16 protein-coding genes are annotated in these 18,891 nt (G+C 36.5%); 15 read left to right on the top strand and 1 reads right to left on the bottom strand.

What is annotated here, in order from left to right; all coding sequences use genetic code 11:
• Positions 1-100 precede the first annotated feature (100 nt).
• Entirely contained in the window at positions 101-511 is a 411-nt protein-coding gene (locus tag HMPREF1495_RS09090; protein WP_034214026.1) for a PaaI family thioesterase, read from the bottom strand.
• Between the two features lie 385 nt (positions 512-896).
• On the opposite strand from HMPREF1495_RS09090, the gene HMPREF1495_RS14095 reads away from it, so the two are divergent.
• The 15 genes from HMPREF1495_RS14095 (at position 897) to HMPREF1495_RS09020 (ending at position 18,836) form a co-directional block, all read left to right on the top strand.
• The gene (locus tag HMPREF1495_RS14095; protein WP_242832886.1) at positions 897-1,073 is read left to right on the top strand and encodes a hypothetical protein; all 177 of its coding nucleotides are present in this window, start codon (positions 897-899) and stop codon (positions 1,071-1,073) included.
• A gap of 21 nt (positions 1,074-1,094) precedes the next feature.
• Positions 1,095-2,687, top strand: a complete 1,593-nt coding sequence (locus HMPREF1495_RS13465) for a DNA-directed RNA polymerase subunit alpha C-terminal domain-containing protein (protein WP_242832885.1) — start codon at positions 1,095-1,097, stop codon at positions 2,685-2,687.
• Positions 2,688-2,834: 147 nt separating this feature from the next.
• The gene (locus HMPREF1495_RS09080; RefSeq protein WP_007591892.1) at positions 2,835-3,845 is read left to right on the top strand and encodes a rod shape-determining protein; all 1,011 of its coding nucleotides are present in this window, start codon (positions 2,835-2,837) and stop codon (positions 3,843-3,845) included.
• 1 nt (position 3,846) lies between these two features.
• Complete coding sequence (gene recD2, locus HMPREF1495_RS09075) at positions 3,847-6,081, top strand: SF1B family DNA helicase RecD2 (RefSeq protein WP_034214022.1); 2,235 nt, start codon at positions 3,847-3,849, stop codon at positions 6,079-6,081.
• 3 nt (positions 6,082-6,084) lie between these two features.
• A complete protein-coding gene (locus tag HMPREF1495_RS09070; protein WP_330368704.1) occupies positions 6,085-6,789 on the top strand; it encodes a ComF family protein in 705 nt (234 codons plus the stop codon).
• Positions 6,790-6,856: 67 nt separating this feature from the next.
• Entirely contained in the window at positions 6,857-7,450 is a 594-nt protein-coding gene (locus HMPREF1495_RS09065) for a hypothetical protein (RefSeq protein WP_034214017.1), read from the top strand.
• A 103-nt stretch (positions 7,451-7,553) separates the two neighbouring features.
• A complete protein-coding gene (gene pyrH / locus HMPREF1495_RS09060; protein ID WP_034214016.1) occupies positions 7,554-8,252 on the top strand; it encodes a UMP kinase in 699 nt (232 codons plus the stop codon).
• A gap of 41 nt (positions 8,253-8,293) precedes the next feature.
• Entirely contained in the window at positions 8,294-8,848 is a 555-nt protein-coding gene (gene frr, locus HMPREF1495_RS09055; protein WP_034214015.1) for a ribosome recycling factor, read from the top strand.
• Between the two features lie 100 nt (positions 8,849-8,948).
• Positions 8,949-9,656 (top strand): isoprenyl transferase, encoded by a 708-nt coding sequence (locus HMPREF1495_RS09050; RefSeq protein ID WP_034214013.1) that lies wholly within the window; start codon positions 8,949-8,951, stop codon positions 9,654-9,656.
• Entirely contained in the window at positions 9,656-10,456 is an 801-nt protein-coding gene (locus HMPREF1495_RS09045) for a phosphatidate cytidylyltransferase (RefSeq protein ID WP_034214011.1), read from the top strand. The genes HMPREF1495_RS09050 and HMPREF1495_RS09045 overlap by 1 nt, the downstream gene beginning before the upstream one ends.
• A gap of 4 nt (positions 10,457-10,460) precedes the next feature.
• Positions 10,461-11,600, top strand: a complete 1,140-nt coding sequence (gene dxr / locus HMPREF1495_RS09040) for a 1-deoxy-D-xylulose-5-phosphate reductoisomerase (RefSeq protein ID WP_034214008.1) — start codon at positions 10,461-10,463, stop codon at positions 11,598-11,600.
• A complete protein-coding gene (gene rseP, locus HMPREF1495_RS09035; RefSeq protein ID WP_034214031.1) occupies positions 11,597-12,628 on the top strand; it encodes an RIP metalloprotease RseP in 1,032 nt (343 codons plus the stop codon). The genes dxr and rseP overlap by 4 nt, the downstream gene beginning before the upstream one ends.
• A 24-nt stretch (positions 12,629-12,652) precedes the next feature.
• Positions 12,653-13,711 (top strand): flavodoxin-dependent (E)-4-hydroxy-3-methylbut-2-enyl-diphosphate synthase, encoded by a 1,059-nt coding sequence (gene ispG, locus HMPREF1495_RS09030; protein ID WP_034214005.1) that lies wholly within the window; start codon positions 12,653-12,655, stop codon positions 13,709-13,711.
• Between the two features lies 1 nt (position 13,712).
• On the top strand, positions 13,713-18,161 hold the full coding sequence (locus HMPREF1495_RS09025; protein WP_034214002.1) for a PolC-type DNA polymerase III: 4,449 nt from the start codon (positions 13,713-13,715) through the stop codon (positions 18,159-18,161).
• Positions 18,162-18,188: 27 nt separating this feature from the next.
• Complete coding sequence (locus HMPREF1495_RS09020; RefSeq protein ID WP_034214000.1) at positions 18,189-18,836, top strand: DarT1-associated NADAR antitoxin family protein; 648 nt, start codon at positions 18,189-18,191, stop codon at positions 18,834-18,836.
• The last annotated feature ends 55 nt before the right edge of the window (positions 18,837-18,891 follow it).

Genomic DNA, 18,891 nt, shown 5'->3' with positions numbered 1-18,891 from the left:
AGCTTAAAACGGGGCTTTCCGGGGTGTTAGGATTGTATACAATCAGCGACAGACTTTTTCTTTACATATAAAAAGCAAAAGCATATGGTTTTCATACATTTTATATCTCTATCGCCTTCCCCAGCGACATAAATGAAAATATACCTACCGCAAGCTCGACATCGTCCTGATCTTTTACAGATATGCTGTAGACGGAGATTTTCTTTCCTTTCTTTATTTCTGTGGCTGTAGCATAAAGTTTTTTTGTGTTTAATCCTGCACGCAGATAATGGAAGTTTCCGTCTATTGTAGTAACATGTATTCCGTAGGAACTTGCGGCGGCACCACCTGCTATATCGGCGATGGTATAGAGGCAGCCTCCATGTATTGAACCTATGGGATTTAAAAGTTCTTTTGTGACTTTCATTTCTGCTTTGGCATAGCCGTTTGAAAGCTCGGTAAGTTCTATGCCAAGTAATTTTGCAAAGTTGTTGTTTATATTTCTAAATGATTTCAGTTTCTCATAATCCATATGTATCCTCCTGATAATCGAAATTTACTCCGATTAATTTTAATAATTATACAATAAAATGTACCATATAAGAATATCATTTTTATTTTACACTTTAATAATATGTATTGTATTAATGAAATATATGTGCTAATATATCTAAGTAAAATTTAATTGGTTTATATTTCAGCCATTGTTTTTAGAATGAATCGTACTACCTAGGGGGTAGTGCGTCAATTTTAAAGGCAATGGCTTTTTGCTGTGCTTTTTTGCACCTTGAAAATTAAATCCGCAGATGCAAATGACGGCCGGCCGGGGAAGTATGCGATGACAGACAGTGAGCATGCCAAGGAAGAGTTATTGCAGACTGCGACTAAAACAAAATAAATTAAAAACGAAAAGAGGTATGGCAATGAATAAAACAAATGAAATACGTAAAGAATTCTTATGTTCAACATCAATAGTATATACAGGTGAATTTAACGGTGAGATATATGGTGTCAGTGACAGATTTATGACCTATGGAATGTATTTAAAAGAAGGTGAGACTTTGGGATTTGAAATTGTAATGAATCAGGGTTAGCCTTATAAAAACTATATATACTTGGATGCGGACAAGAAGGTTTCTACAGATGAGTTTTACTGGATTTTCGGTAATTACGCAAAGATAATTCCTGACAAGTATATTTTGGAAGATAAATTCTCCAAGAATGACAGAGTAAAGTATAGAGCGGTTGCCTGTGAGAGTATGAATATGAATTTTATAGATGATGACATAATATATATGATTCCTAAATCCGAATATTTTGAGGCAATGTGTAAGGAGATAAGAGAGGTTGGAGGACATATCAGTGTTATTATGAAAGCCGGAGGAAATAAAGACGGTAATGTTGGAAGTATTGTTTTTGATTTTCCGCAAAGAATATCCAAAAAGCTTAAATCACTTATAAGTATGGTCTTTAAGGGTTGTGTTTTGGAAGAGGTAGGAGATGAAGCAAGTGATAATAACATAAGTAAAAAGAATTTACGAGATTATATTATCATTCTATTGAAAGTACTTGGTATTCAACAAAAGTTGGATAGGGACTCTATTGACAATCTGGAACTGGGGGTTAGATCTTATAATTCATTAAAAAAGGCAAATATAACATCTATAAAGAAGCTTCTTGAAATGTCCGATATGGAACTACTTAAGGTTAAAAATCTCGGCAGGAAACATGTTGCGGAGATCAGAACACAGCTTATTGAAAAGAATTATGTAAGTTCGTATGAGGATGAATTATTTGAAAATATGGATTCTGCCGGATTGCCGGCAATTTCCGAAAACATTTTTGATAATATAACGGATAAGCGTAACTACATGGAGGAACTACAGTCTTTGGTTGGGATAAAGGCTGCAAAGAATCAGGTGAAAAAGATTTTAGCATTTGCAAGGATGAGAAAGGCCATGGAAGAAAAGGGAGAACAGTTAGAGCCTATAACTTTGAATATGGAGTTTGTAGGGAATCCGGGCACTGCAAAGACTACTGTAGCAAGGATTGTGGCCGGATTGCTGAAGGAAATCGGTATTATAAAAACAGGAGAGTTTATAGAGGTAGGAAGAGCCGATCTTGTAGCACAGTATGTGGGTCAAACAGCTCCGATGGTAAAGAGTGTATTTCAAAGAGCCAAGGGAGGTGTGCTCTTTATAGATGAGGCATATTCTCTTTTAGATAAAGGAAGCGGAAGATTCGGTGACGAAGCTCTAAATATGATTGTTCAGGAAATGGAAAATAACAGAAAGGATACCATCGTAATATTTTCAGGCTATCCTGATGAGATGGAGAAGTTTTTCTTGCGAAATACCGGACTTAGATCAAGAGTACCTTTTAGAGTGAGATTTGACGACTATACTACAGATGAACTGGCAGATATTTGTGAGCTTGAAGCAGGTAAAAGAGGATTTTTAGTAGATAATAATGCAAAGGCATTTATTAAAGAAATCTGTGCGAGCTCTACAAAAAACATTGAGAGCGGAAACGGAAGATTTTGCAGAAATCTTGTGGAAAGGGCTGTTTTAAACTTCGCATTAAGAAATTACAGAGGAGATGAAGTTGAAGCTGATATTGAATATATATTAAAAAGGGAAGATTTTTGTGACGTAAATGTTTTTGAAGAGAAGAAATCAACGATCGGTTTTCAAGTTTTTGCCTCATAATTTTAGTCAAAAGCGGTTTTACATAGAAATATCGTATTTCTTTATAATTTATTTCTAAATATTGATATTGGCTAATTTCATTATTTGTTGTAGAATAGTATACAGTGTGTTACATTAAAATTTATAATAAGTAGTTTGGAGGAGAATATGTTTTGGTTTACATCCAATGACATTGGTATAGATCTTGGAACAGCAAGTATCTTAGTTTATATAAAGGGCAAGGGTGTTGTTTTAAAAGAGCCAAGTGTTGTAGCTATAGATAGAGAAAACGGCAAGATACAGGCCATAGGTGAAGAAGCCAGACTTATGATCGGAAGAACACCGGGAAATATTGTGGCGGTAAGACCGCTTCGTCAGGGTGTTATTTCAGATTATACAATTACAGAAAAGATGTTAAAGTACTTTATCGACAAGGCTGTAGGAAAGAAGACTTTCAGAAAGCCTAGAATTGCAGTATGTATCCCGTCAGGTGCTACTGAGGTCGAGAAGAAGGCTGTAGAGGATGCAACATATTCTGCAGGTGCAAGAGAAGTTAAGATTATTGAGGAGCCTGTAGCTGCCGCTATAGGTGCAGGAATTGATATTGAGAAGGCTGTAGGAAACATGATAGTTGATATCGGTGGAGGTACAGCGGATATTGCGGTTATATCTCTTGGAGGTACTGTTGTAAGTACATCAATTAAGATTGCGGGTGACGATTTCGATGAGTCTATCGTAAGATATATGAGAAAGAAGCATAATCTTTTGATCGGTGAGAGAACAGCGGAAGAAATTAAGATTAATATCGGTGCAGCATACAGAAGACCTGAGGTTCTTACTATGGAAGTTAAGGGTAGAAACCTTGTAACAGGACTTCCAAAGACCATAGAGGTTAACTCTGATGAAACTTTAGAGGCACTCAGAGAGCCTGCAATGCAGATCGTAGACTCTGTTCACAATGTTTTGGAGAGAACACCACCTGAGCTTGCGGCCGATGTATATGACAGAGGTATTGTACTTACCGGCGGTGGTGCATTACTTTCAGGTCTTGATGCTCTTATTGAGGAAAAGACAGGTATCAACACTGTAATAGCTGACAATCCTTTGACAGCTGTTGCTATAGGTACAGGTAAGTTTATCGAATTTAGAACCGGTAATAAGGGAGATTCTAAAAAATAATATGTCAACAGTATCAGGCTATATCGAAAAAATCATTTATAGGAATGAAACAAATGGCTATACTGTGCTCAGCGTGGAGGCCGATGATGACGACTATGTCCTTGTCGGTACCTTCAACTATATCGCTGAAGGCGAATTTATAAAGGCAAAGGGAAATATGAAGCTGCATCCAAACTATGGAGAGCAGCTTTTTGTCGATGAATACGAAATAATCGAGCCTAGAGAACTTGACAGTATACAAAAGTATCTGGAATCTTCCGCAATAAAGGGTGTAGGCGAGGCACTGGCAAAAAGAATTGTCAAAAAATTTAAGATGGATACTCTAAGGGTTATGGAAGAAGAACCTGAGAGACTGGCTGAAGTCAAAGGTGTAAGTGAAAAGCTTGCAAGATCAATAAGCGAACAGATACAGGAAAAAAAGTCCATGCGTGATGCTATGATTTTTTTGCAAAAGTTCGGTATCAGCATGAAGCTTTCCGCAAAGATATATATGGAATACGGAAGTAAAATATATACTATAATAGAGACCAATCCATACAAACTTGCAGATGATATAGACGGTATAGGTTTTAAGATTGCAGACGATATTGCCAAAAAGGTCGGTATTACAGCCGATTCCAAGTTTCGTGCCATTGCCGGGGTGGAGTATATTCTATCAAATGCCATGATGTCCGGACATCTATATCTGCCTGATACAGTTTTAAATGCTGAATTCCTTGATTTATTCGGTGAAAATATATTTGACTTTGATTCTTTACTTTCAGAGATGCAGATGGAAAAAAGAATCGTTGTGAAGAAAAATGAAGAAACTCAAGTTTATCTTTCACAGTGTTATTATACTGAGCTTGCCGTAGCAAAAATGCTGACAGATATCAATATAAAAGCAAAGTATGATATAGAAAAGATAGAAGAGAAAATTCTAAAGATTGAGGATAAAGAAGGTATTGTCCTTGATGACTTGCAAAGGCAGGCGGTAATAGAATCCATAAGCAGCGGTCTTATAATAATTACCGGAGGACCGGGAACCGGAAAGACTACAACTATAAATACTATTATCAAATACTTTGAGAGCGAAGGCGAAAGCATTGCGCTCGCAGCACCTACGGGAAGAGCTGCAAAGAGGATGTCTGAAGCCACATCATATGAAGCGAAAACCATTCACAGACTTCTGGAAATAACACCTAATAACAGTGATAATTCGAGCAATATAGGCACTCATTTTGAGAGAAATGAAGACAATCCTCTTGAGTCAGATGTACTTATAGTGGATGAAGTCAGTATGGTGGATATTTTCCTTATGAATGCACTTTTAAAGGCTGTAGCAATAGGAACCAGACTGATTCTGGTAGGAGATATAAATCAGCTTCCAAGTGTAGGACCGGGAACAGTGTTAAAAGACATGATTGATTCAAATTGTTTTAATGTTGTAAGGCTTAATAAGATATTCCGCCAGTCCACGGGAAGTGATATTGTTGTAAACGCTCATAAAATAATGACAAATGAAGAGATTGATCTGGGTAAGAAAAGTAATGATTTTATTTTTATCAAACAGAGTAATCCCGAGCATGTAATGGCTTCCGTTATTTCCCTTATAAGAGATAAACTTCCTTCATATGTAAAAGCATCTACAAATGAACTTCAGGTTATGACACCTATGAGAAAGGGTCCTCTCGGAGTGGAGCTGTTAAATTCATTTTTACAAAATAAACTTAATCCTGCAAGTAACTCCAAAAAAGAAAAAGAATATGATGCCACAGTCTTTAGAGAAGGTGATAAGGTAATGCAGATAAAAAACAATTACCAAAAAGAGTGGTTCGTATACAATGAAAAACATCTGCCGGTAGATAAGGGACTTGGAGTTTACAATGGTGATACCGGAATAATTAAAGAAATAGATATGTTTTCGGAAAGCTTCACCATTTGTTTTGATGACGGTAAGGTTTCAAATTATGAGTTTTCTGAGTTTAATGAGATTGAACTTGCATATGCTATTACAGTTCATAAATCACAGGGAAGTGAGTATCCGGCTGTAATTATTCCCATTTATAAGGGACCTGCAATGCTTATGAACAGAAATCTTATATATACGGCTGTTACAAGAGCAAAAAAATGTGTGGTACTTGTAGGTATTCCTGAAGTGTTTTACAGTATGATTCAAAATACTAAGGAGATGGCAAGATATACCGGTTTAAAATCCAAAATAATTGAACTTTCCATGTTATCTAAGGAGGATTAGGACATATTTAAAAACATAGTTGATATTATTTACCCGAGAAGATGTCCTGTGTGTGAAGAGATAGTAAATGAAAAAGGTCATCTTATATGTAAGACATGCATAAAAAAGCTCTCTTTTGTGAAAGAGCCATATTGTATTAAATGCGGTAAGGAAATAATTTCAGAAGATTCCGCCTACTGTGACGAGTGTAATTCAGACAGAGAGTTTGAAGCCGGAAGAGGACTTTGTAATTATACCGATGAGATGAGGCATATCATACTTAAAATTAAGTATGATAACAAAAGAGAATATATTGAAGGCTTTGCAAAGCTAATGGCAATTCGCTATGAAAAGTTTATTAAAGTCTCAAATATTGACTGTATCATGCCTGTTCCCCTTCACAGCTCACGAAAGAGGATGAGAGGTTTTAATCAGTCCGATATATTGGCAAAGAACTTATCAAAGTATCTGGATATACCTGTATTACATGACTGCCTTTGCAGAGTAAAAAAGACTATAGATCAAAAGGGCTTAAGCAGAACGGAGAGGCTTCACAACCTTGACAATGCATTCATAGTAAGGGATTTGCCTTCAAATATTAAAAATATTTTGATTGTTGATGATGTATATACTACAGGTACAACTATAGAAAAATGTGCAAAAGTCTTAAAAGATTCGGGAGCAAACAAAATTTATTTCTTAACCATATGTACAGGAAGTATAAGTTAGTAGTACAATATACTTAGGTTTACAGTTCTTAAAACCTTACATTTTAACTTCCGGGAGGACATAATTTATGAAAAAGAGTTTATATCTGTTACCTTTAATGATTGTAATGCTTTCTGCTTGTGGAAATAAACAGGCGGATGTAGCGGCGACTGCAAAAGCGGATGAGAGTACGGTGGAAGCCACACAAAAAGATGATGCCGCCACTAAAGACTCAAAGAGAGTTGAAAAGGAGTTTGGAAGCTTTATCGTGGCTGATGGATTCGGTGAAGCAAAGGAACAGTCGGGAGGCGGAAGATATTTTTATGTTGTGGAGGGTCATGAACATGATGCAAGACCAAATAATATCTCTATAAATACCGGACATCAAAATTACAACTTGGATGAAAGTGAAAGGTTTGCCGAGTCTACCACATGGCAGTTAAATATGCAAATCAAACAATACGGTATGGATGCTGTAGTTTACGGTTCATCGGGAAAAACCGATGCAGGAGATATAATGTATATATTTGATATCAAGTTTAATGACAGTGATGAGATAGATCGTCAATACTATATATTAAGAGATAAAAAATATGTGATGGTATTTATGTCAAACTTTGACAATGATGAGTCTGTAAACAAGGCGGCGGAGCTGATGGCAAAGAGTTTTGAGTGGAAATAAATTTTCTTTGTGCAAACTTTAAGGGTTTATTTTGACATTGTATAACTATTTTCCCTATGGTATACTTGTGTCATAATTCCAATTAAAAAGGATAGAAGAATCTATGCAAAATAAAAGAGTAATGTTGAAACTGAGCGGTGAAGCTTTGGCTAAACCTGAAGGCGGTTACAACGAAGATAAAGTAAGAGATATTGCAAAGCAATTAAAGCCTTCCTTGGCTGCAGGTACAAATATAGGTATTGTTATCGGTGGAGGTAACTATTGGAGAGGCAGAACGTCTGAGGCTATAGACAGAACAAAGGCGGATCAGATAGGAATGCTCGCAACCATTATGAACTGTATTTATGTATCTGAGATTTTCCGTTCTGAGGGAATAGATACTGCAATCTTTTCAGCATTTGCATGTGGAGATATGGCGGAGATCTTTTCAAAAGACAGAGTAAATGAAAGATTTAAAGAGGGTAAGGTTGTATTCTTCGGTGGCGGTACAGGTCACCCATACTTCTCTACAGATACAGGTATAGTTTTAAGAGCTATAGAGATGGATGTAGATATGATACTTTTGGCAAAGTCTATTGACGGAGTATATAATGCAGATCCTAAGGTCGATCCTAATGCCAAGAAGTATGACACACTTACAATTCAGGAAGTTATTGATAAGAGACTTGCTGTAGTGGATTTGACCGCTTCAGTAATTTGTCTTGAGCATAAGATGCCGCTTGCAGTGTTTGATTTAAATGAAGAGAATTCTATAAAAAATGCACTTGACGGTAAGATAAACGGAACAATTGTGACAGTGTAAATTGTATTATATTTAATAAACATAATTTTTAAGGAGATTTTATGCAAGAGAGTATTAAAAAGTTTGAAGAGAAGATGACTAAATCTATCGATGTTTTGCTTGAGGAATACGCTTCAATCAGAGCAGGAAGAGCTAACCCTCATGTACTTGACAGAATAAAAGTTGAATATTACGGAACACCTACACCTATTCATCAGGTAGGAAACATTTCAGTTCCTGAGCCAAGAATTATACAGATATCACCTTGGGAGAAGTCTCTTTTAAAGGAAATCGAGAAGGCTATCAATTTGTCGGACCTTGGTATCAATCCTACAAATGACGGTTCATGTATCAGACTTATCTTCCCTGAGCTTACAGAAGAGAGAAGAAAAGAGCTTGTTAAGGATGTAAAGAAAAAAGGTGAGGCATGTAAGGTTGCTGTCAGAAATATCAGACGTGATGCTATAGATGCCATCAAAAAACTTGAAAAGGCCGGAGAGTTCACAGAGGATGATTTAAAGGACGGCGAAAATAAAATACAAAAGATTACAGATAAGGCTATTGAGAGAGTAGATAAGGCTATTGAAGACAAGTCAAAGGAAATATTAACAGTTTAATTAGCCGACTTCATATCAGTAGAGACAAACAGTTTCTAAAGTTTAAGAAGGTGGGCTTCCACCTTCTTGTTTTATAATTTAAAGTGAATGGAGTATAAATTTGGAAAACTTAGTTATACCGAAAAGCATTGCCATAATACTGGACGGCAATGGCAGATGGGCTGAAAGAAGAAACCTTCCAAGAGCAATGGGACATAAAGCCGGATGTGAGGCGCTCGAAAAAACTGTTGAGGACTGTGTACGACTTGGAGTGGAGTGCCTTACAGTATACGCTTTTTCTACAGAGAATTGGAAAAGATCCGCTGTGGAAGTAAGTGCTTTGATGAAGCTTCTCAGATTTTACATGGTGAAGCTTATTGATGTTGCAAATAAAAACAATGTAAAGGCTGTAATGATCGGTGATGAGAGCAGATTTGATCCCGATATCAGAAAAGGAATTCAAAAGCTTGTGGATGCAACAAGTAAAAACACCGGTATGACTTTTGCATTTGCAATAAATTACGGTGGAAGAGATGAGATAAAAAGAGCTATAGAGCATATAGTGGATGATGCCGCCGCCGGAGTTATTTCAAAAGAGAATATAAATGAGGAGCTTATATCCTCATATTTAGATACAAAGAATTTACCGGATCCGGATTTGCTTATTCGTACAAGCGGTGAGCTGAGAGTTTCAAACTTCTTACTTTGGCAGATAGCATACAGTGAGTTTTATATTACGGATACCTTGTGGCCGGATTTTGATAAGGAAGAGCTTTTGAAGGCTGTTGAGAGCTACAGCAAAAGACAGAGGAGATTTGGAGGTCGTTAATGTTTTTTACCAGACTGATAAGTGGAATAGGACTTTTGATAGTGGCTATCTTGGCTTTTTATATCGGTAATTTACCGCTTATAATATTATCCGCATTGATTTCCTTTATAGGTTTATTTGAGTTTTACAGAGCTTTGGACCTTGATAAGAAAAATATTGCATATCTTGGATATGTGTATTCATTGATATATTATTGCTTGATTTATTTTAAATTAAATCAATATATATTCTTTTCAGTGATAGCATTTCTTATGCTTATTTTTGCAATATATGTATTTACATTTCCAAAGTATAAGACCGAGGAGATATCACTTATATTTATGGGAGTGATGTATATTCCAATACTGTTTTCATATGTTTACAATACCAGAACATATGAGGACGGACAGTATCTTGCATGGCTGATACTTATATCCAGCTGGGGCTCGGATACATGTGCATATGCAGTAGGATCACTTTTCGGTAAGCACAAAATAGCTCCTGTACTAAGTCCTAAGAAGTCTGTAGAAGGCAGTATAGGCGGAGTTTTGGGTGCCGCTCTTATAGGAGGTATATTCGGCTTTATATTGTCGGGACATTTTACAAGTACTTTCTCACCTATATTTACCTGTGCGGCTTCATGTGCCATAGGTTCTGTAATATCACAGGTTGGAGATGCACTTGCCTCAGCTATAAAGAGAAATCATGATATAAAAGACTATGGAAATTTGATTCCGGGACATGGTGGCATACTAGACAGATTTGATAGTATGATATTCACCGCTCCTGCAATCTTTTTTGCAATATATTTTTTGGGTTAAATAAATGAAAAAAATATCTATTTTGGGGTCCACAGGATCCATAGGAACACAAACACTTGATATAGTGAGAATAAATAATGATGTGGAAGTGGTAGCACTTTCCGCACATAAAAATATAGATTTACTGGAAAAGCAGATACGAGAGTTCAAGCCTAAGGTGGTTGCCATATGGGAGGAAGCTGATGCTAAAATTCTTTCAGATAAAGTAAAGGATTTGAATGTAAAGGTGAGCTTCGGTATGGAAGGACTGATAGAGGTTGCCACTGTTTGTGATGCGGATATAGTGGTAACGGCTGTTGTAGGTATGATAGGTATAGAACCTACTATTGCGGCAATTAAGGCAAAGAAGGATATTGCACTTGCAAATAAGGAGACACTTGTTTGCGCAGGTCATATTATAATGCCGCTTGCAAAGGATATTGGTATTAATATATATCCTGTTGACTCTGAACACAGTGCTATTTTTCAATGCCTTGATAAAAACAATCCTATCAAGAAGATCTTGCTTACCGCTTCAGGAGGTCCTTTTAGAGGATTCAGTAAGGAAGAGTTAGAAAATGTTACTCTTGAAGATGCTCTAAAGCATCCGAATTGGAGTATGGGCAAAAAAATCACCATCGATTCTGCTACAATGATCAACAAGGGATTGGAGATAATTGAGGCGTCGCATTTATTTGATGTGGATATTGATGATATTGAAGTTGTAATACAGAAAGAATCCATCATTCATTCTATGGTAGAGTTTAAAGATAACGGAATTTTAGCACAGCTTGGTACACCTGATATGAAGTTGCCTATTTCCTACGCTATTTTTTATCCGGAGAGAAGATATATATCTGAGGAAAGAGTGAACTTTTCAAAACTTTCAACTTTAAACTTTTCAAAACCTGATTTGGATGTATTTGAAGGACTCAAGATGGCTATATCGGCAGGCAAAAAGGGTGGAAGTGCACCTACAGTTTTAAATGCCGCCAATGAATGGGCTGTAGATAAATTCTTAAATAAAAAGATTGGATTTACAGATATACCGCGTCTCATAGGTCTTGCCATAGAAAATCATCAGTTCAAGGAGAATCCGTCTCTTGAGGATATCCTATCATTGAAACAATGGACCGAAGAATATCTGGAAAGGATAAAAATTTGAATATAGTTATTGCACTGATTATTTTTGGAATAATAGTTTTAATACATGAGTTTGGACATTTTCTTTTTGCCAAACTCTCAGGAGTAAAAGTTGTAGAGTTTTCTGTAGGTATGGGACCTAGAATTTTTTCTGTAAAAGGAAAAGAGACCAGGTACTCACTGAAACTCTTACCGCTTGGCGGTTCCTGCGCCATGTATGGAGAAGATGAGGATGAAGATGCACCGGGAAGCTTTAACAGTGCACCGCTTTTAGGTAGAATTGCCACTATTGCGGCAGGACCTTTTTTTAACTTTATCTTAGCATTTTTAGTTGCCATATTTATAGTTGCAAATGTAGGCGTGGATAAACCTGTTATAAGCGGATTTGTATCAGGACTTCCGGCTGAGATCTCAGGGCTTATGGTAGGCGATGAGATAGAAAAAATTAACGGAAGAGAGATTGATTTTTACAGAAGTGTTTCCACATATCTGTTTATGAATCAGGGTAAGGATATTACACTTACAGTAAAAAGAAATAATGAAAAACAAACAATAACCGTTACACCTGTGTATAATGAGGAATACTCTCAATATATGATAGGTATAAAAAGCTCAGGATATGAAAAGCTGAAAAATCCTTTTTCTGTACTGAAGTATTCTGTTTTGGAAGTAAAATATACAATTTCCATGACTGTTGATTCACTTATATACCTTCTCAGAGGCAGAGCAAGGGCAAGTGAGATAAGCGGACCTGTAGGTATTGTAAATATGATTGGAACTACGGTAAATGAATCAAAACCGTATGGAATATTTGTTGTGCTGCTTTCATTGTCACAGATGGTTTTGCTTTTAAGCGCAAACCTTGGAGTAATGAATTTACTTCCACTACCGGCACTTGACGGCGGAAGACTTATCTTTTTATTCCTTGAGGCGATATTTAGACGACCGTTAAACAGAAAAGTGGAAGGCTATATTCATTTTGCAGGTTTTGCTCTCTTAATGCTTTTGATGGTTTTTGTAATGTTTAATGATATAAGAAAGATTATATGATGCTAAACATCATTGGAGTAAATAATGAGAAAGAAAACAAGATTAGTACAAATAGGAGATAAATATATAGGCGGTGACATGCCTATTCTTATACAGTCGATGTGTAATACAAAGACTGAGGATGTTAAAGCAACTGTAGATCAGATTTTAAGACTTGAGGACGCAGGATGTGACATAATAAGAGTTGCAGTACCAAATTCGGAGGCCGCTTCGGCAATCTCCGAGATTAAAAAGCAGATACATATACCTCTTGTTGCAGATATTCATTTTGACTACAGACTGGCACTTGAGGCTATAAAGTCAGGTTGTGATAAGATAAGGATAAATCCCGGAAATATCGGAAGCAGTGAAAGAATAAAAGCTGTAGTGGATGCCTGCAAAGAAAGAAATCTTCCTATAAGAGTCGGGGTAAACTCAGGTTCTTTGGAGAAAAATCTTATAGAAAAATATGGCGGTGTCACTGCTGAAGGTATTGTAGAGTCTGCACTTGATAAGGTTAAAATTATAGAGGATATGGATTATAACAATCTGGTTATAAGTATCAAATCTTCCGATGTAATGATGTGTGTAAAGGCACATGAGCTTATTTCACAAAAGACCGACTATCCTCTTCATATAGGTATTACGGAATCCGGAACGGTAAAAAGAGGTATGATAAAGTCATCCCTCGGCCTTGGTATTATATTATATCAGGGTATAGGTGATACTGTCAGAGTATCTCTTACAGGTGATCCGGTAGAAGAAATCTTTGCGGCAAAGCTTATATTAAACAATCTCGGCCTGAGAAAGGGCGGTATTGAAGTTGTATCCTGTCCTACATGCGGAAGAACAAATATTGATCTGATAGGTCTTGCAGGTAAGGTTGAAAAGCTTGTAGAAGGTTATGATCTTAATATAAAGGTCGCAGTAATGGGATGCGTGGTAAACGGACCGGGAGAAGCAAAGGAAGCCGACATAGGAATTGCCGGTGGAATAGGTGAAGGGCTTTTGATAAAGAAGGGCAAGGTTGTGAAGAAATTGCCGGAGAATGAACTTTTGGCAGCCCTTAAAGAGGAACTTGATATATTGTCAAAAGAGGCATAGAATGTTAAAAAAATTCAAAGATGTTTTTCAAAGTTTAGAATGTTCAGGTCATATTGATGAACTTTTAAACTTTGTTTTTGTGGAAAAAGTAAGCGCCAGCAATGATATGTCTTTGATAAAGATAAATATCATTGCCGAGAGAATAATAGAGAAGAAAACAATCCTTGATTTGGAAAAGCTTATAAAGGATAAGATGTTTCCAAAGAAGAATGTTAAAATTAAAATATTTGAAAAATTCAAACTATCAAGCCAATATACCGCCAAGAACCTTTTTGAGGCATATAGAGAGAGCATACTTCTGGAAATAAAAAACTATAAGATATCCCAGTATGTTATTTTAAACAATGCCTGTATTACATTTGACGGTTCATACATGGACATGACGGTTGAGAAAAATCCTTTAAATGAAAGTGTAATTGATGAGCTTGTAAGAATACTTGAAAAAATATTTAATGAAAGATGTGGAATACTTTGTACGGTAAGGCATAAGTTTATTGCAAGAAAAGAAAAGAACGAAGAGATAGAGTATGCCGAGCGAACTGTTACAAAGAAAAGCGATAACAGTGATTTTGTTACCGGAAATGCAAATGCGGCCTGGGAAAGCGGTGAAAATAATGAAGCTGCAAAACCAAATGAAGCTACAGCAAAGTCAAATTCCCAAAATGATAACGGTAAGAAAAAGTTCGGAAACAAAGGCTTTGATAAAAAAGGATATACTCCTAAATTTACAAAACAAAAGTCTGATAATCCGGATGTTATTTACGGAAGAGATTTTGATGACAATTTTATAAAACTCTCAGACCTTATCGGAGAGATTGGAGAAGTCACTGTCAGAGGAAAGATAATAGAAGTTGAAAGCAGATATCTTGAAAGAAGTGATTCTACACTTTATATTTTTGCAATTACAGATTTCAGCGATTCTATTTATGTAAAGATGTTTGTTCGTGGCGAGCAGTTGGATGCTGTTAATGCAAATATAGTCAAGGGAAATTACATAAAAGTAAACGGTATGGCTCTGATTGATAAATTTGACAGTGAGCTTACTATATCTTCTATAAAGGGAATTAAAAAATGTGAGAAGTTTGAAGAAAATATAAGAACGGATAATGAGCCTATAAAAAGAGTGGAGCTTCATTGTCACACAAAGATGAGCGATTTTGACGGTGTTTCTTCAGCTTCCGATATCATAAATCAGGCTAAAAACTGGGGTATGGATGCAATTGCAATTACAGATCATGGAAATATTCAAGGCTTTACCGAAGCCAGCCATGTGAAGAATCCACCTAAGATAATATATGGCGTAGAAGGTTATCTGGTAGATGATTTAAAAGAACTTGTGACCAATCCTATGGATAAAACCTTGGATGACGGTTTTATAGTATTTGATATAGAGACCACAGGTTTTTCTGCAAAAAACGATGCCATCACAGAGATTGGTGCTGTAAAGGTTGTAAAGGGGGAGATAGTTGACAGGTTTTCTACATTTGTAAATCCAAGAAGACCAATTCCTTTTAAGATAGAGGAACTTACACATATAAACGATGCAATGGTAATGAATGCCCCTGTTATCGAAGATATACTTCCGGATTTTTTGGATTTTTGCGAGGATTATATTATAGTTGCACATAATGCAGGCTTTGATACCGGCTTTATACGTGAGAATGCAAAGAGGATAAACAGAGAGTACAATCCTTCTATAATAGATACCGTAGCAATGGCAAGATTACTTCTGCCTGATCTTAACAGATTTAAGCTGGATACGGTATGTAAGGCTTTAAATATATCACTTGAAGGCCATCATAGAGCAGTAAATGATGCCGAAGCTACGGCACAGATATGGGTGGAGTTTATAAAAAGACTTAAAGCAAGGGGGCTGTCAAAATTAGCAGAGGTAGCAAGTTTAGGTGAGACAAATGCGGATATTGTAAAGAAAACCAAATACAATCATGTAATAATACTTGCAAAAAATGATATCGGAAGAATAAATCTTTATAAATTGATTTCTTTATCACATATCGATTTCTTTAATAAAAGACCCAGAATACCTAAGTCAATTCTTTCAAAGATGAGAGAGGGACTGATTATAGGAAGCGCCTGTGAACAGGGAGAGGTTTATAAGGCTATTTTAGATGATGCTACAGATGATGAATTAAACAGAATAGTATCATTCTATGATTATCTTGAGATTCAACCTATAGGCAACAATATGTTCCTTTTGGAAGATGAACAAAATGATATTCATTCTATAGAAGATCTTCAGGATATCAACAGAAGGATTGTAGAGCTTGGAAATGTATATGAAAAGCCTGTAGTTGCCACCTGTGATGTGCATTTTTTGAATCCTGAGGATGAAATATATCGAAGAATTATATTCTATGGAAAGGGATATAAGGATGCGGATACACAGCCGCCTCTATATCTTCGTACAACTAAAGAGATGCTTGATGAATTTGAATACCTCGGCAGTGAAAAAGCCTATGAAGTGGTTGTTACAAATACAAGGATGATTGCAGATATGGTGGAGGTGATATCACCGGTAAGACCTGATAAATGTCCTCCTGTCATAGAAAATTCGGATGAGGATTTGACCAATGCATGTTACAAGAAAGCACATGAGCAGTATGGTGAAGTATTGCCTAAGATAGTGGAAGACAGACTGAAAAAAGAGCTGAACTCCATTATCTCAAACGGATTTGCGGTTATGTACATTATTGCAAAAAAGCTGGTGGAAAAGAGCAACGAAGACGGCTACCTTGTCGGTTCAAGAGGATCTGTAGGTTCTTCTTTTGCCGCATATACATCAGGAATAACAGAGGTTAATCCGCTACCTGCACATTATTACTGTGATTGTAAATATGTGGACTTTGATTCACCTGAGGTAAAGGCGTTTGCGGGAATGGCAGGCTGTGATATGCCTGATAAGATTTGTCCGAAATGCGGTAAGAAGCTTAAAAAAGACGGATTTGATATTCCTTTTGAGACTTTCCTTGGATTTAAGGGAGATAAAGAGCCCGATATCGATTTGAACTTCTCAGGAGAATATCAGCCAAATGCCCATGAATATACCGAGGTGATATTCGGTAAGGGTTATACTTACAGAGCCGGAACAGTCGGTACTCTGGCAAACAAGACGGCATACGGTTATGTAAAGCATTACTTTGATGATAAAAATGAGAGTAAGAGAAAATGTGAAATAAACAGACTTGCTGTAGGCTGTGAAGGTGTAAGAAGAACTACAGGTCAGCACCCGGGAGGTATAATAGTATTGCCTCATGGTGAGGAAATATATACATTTACACCGGTGCAAAGACCGGCAAATGATATGACAACAAAGACCATTACCACACATTTTGATTATCATGCTATTGACCACAATCTTTTGAAACTTGATATACTGGGACATCAGGATCCTACAATGATAAGAATGCTTCAAGACCTTACAGGTATTGATCCTGTAAAGGATATTCCACTGGATTCAAAGGAGACAATGAGTCTGTTCCAAAACACTTCGGCACTTGGTATTGAGCCGAAGGATATACTTGACTGTCCGCTTGGTGCCTTAGGAGTACCGGAGTTTGGTACCGACTTTGCTATGCAAATGTTAATTGATACCAAGCCACAGGGACTTTCAGACCTTGTAAGAATTGCAGGACTTGCACATGGTACCGATGTTTGGCTTGGAAATGCACAGACCTTGATACTTGAAGGCAAGGCAACCATCAGAACAGCCATCTGCACCAGAGATGATATCATGATTTATCTTATAGAACAGGGACTTGATGAGGGTGAATCATTTAAGATAATGGAGAGTGTAAGAAAGGGTAAGGGACTTACAGACGAATGGGTGGAACATATGGAGGAAAAGGGTGTGCCTGGCTGGTATATCTGGTCCTGTAAGAAAATAAAGTATATGTTCCCTAAAGCTCATGCGGCGGCCTATGTTATGATGGCATGGAGAATTGCTTACTGTAAGATATTTTATCCTTTGGCATATTATACGGCATATTTTACTATAAGAGCTACAGGATTTAACTATTCTCTTATGTGTATGGGAAAGGATAAACTTGAGTTTAATATTGCTCAGTATAAGAAAAATCCTGATACCACAGCCAAATATGCGGATACTCTTCGTGATATGAGAATAGCACAGGAGATGTACGCCAGAGGTTTTGAATTTGCAAAGATTGATCTTTTCAAAGTGCATCCTACAAAGTTTCAAATAATGGATGACGGTAAAATAATGCCTTCGCTTTCAAGTATTGAAGGCCTTGGAGAAACTGCCGCAACATCCATAGTCAATGCAACAAAGGCCGGACCTTTCATTTCAAAAGATGATTTTATGTCAAGAGCCAAGGTCGGAAAGAGTACATGCGAACTTCTTGACAGTTTGAACTTGCTGGGTGATTTGCCGGAGAGTAATCAGATATCGTTTTTTGATTTGATGGGGTAAAATAAAGAAAATTATAAGGGGGAATTTATGGCAAAAAGACCTATATTTATTGCAAAGGATAAGTATCCTTTTTATACAGAGAAAACAATTGAATTTGAGTATTTTGCAGGATTTTCTGAAAGTCAAAAGAAAAAATCAATCAACTCTCTTCACAATTCTTATAAAGAACAAGGTGGAGGTAATGTTTTAGAGATTTCAACTAAGGGAGAGAATAAGCTTGGAATAAACCTAAGTGCCTTTAACTTGTTGACCTGTATAAATGGGAGTCAATATAAACTTGAATATGTATTTCAAGGAAGTAAAGTCTTTGAACATGGTGGACCGTATACAGATTTATATGATGTTAAACCGTGGGAGGCAAAGAAAGATAGCCGCTTAAGAGAAAGCGGAAAGGTAATAGGATTTAATTTGTTCGGAAAAGATTTTAAAAGCGAACCTAAAGATTTTTTCTATAATTGGATCTACATAAATGCCTTAGCTAAAAATAAGAAGTATTTGGAAGAACTTGATATGTATGAGGCATTTACAGATATTGAGTTTAATCCGAATAAATCCATCAACTGCCAGGCCAGATCTGTTGCAATTGCAGTCGGCTTAAAAAAAGCCGGTATATTGGAAAAATGTATTTCGGATGAAAAAGTTTTCTTAAAAGAAATTTACAATATAGAAGTATAAATATATGAACAGATAGTATTTCACTATCATATTAAAACATCTGAGGTGTGTGTAA

The sequence above is a fragment of the Lachnoanaerobaculum sp. MSX33 genome (assembly GCF_000512995.1).
In the GTDB taxonomy this organism is placed as follows: Bacteria; Bacillota; Clostridia; order Lachnospirales; family Lachnospiraceae; genus Lachnoanaerobaculum.
Note: the sequence above shows the minus strand (reverse complement) of the source record. Positions and strands in the feature narration are given on the sequence as shown.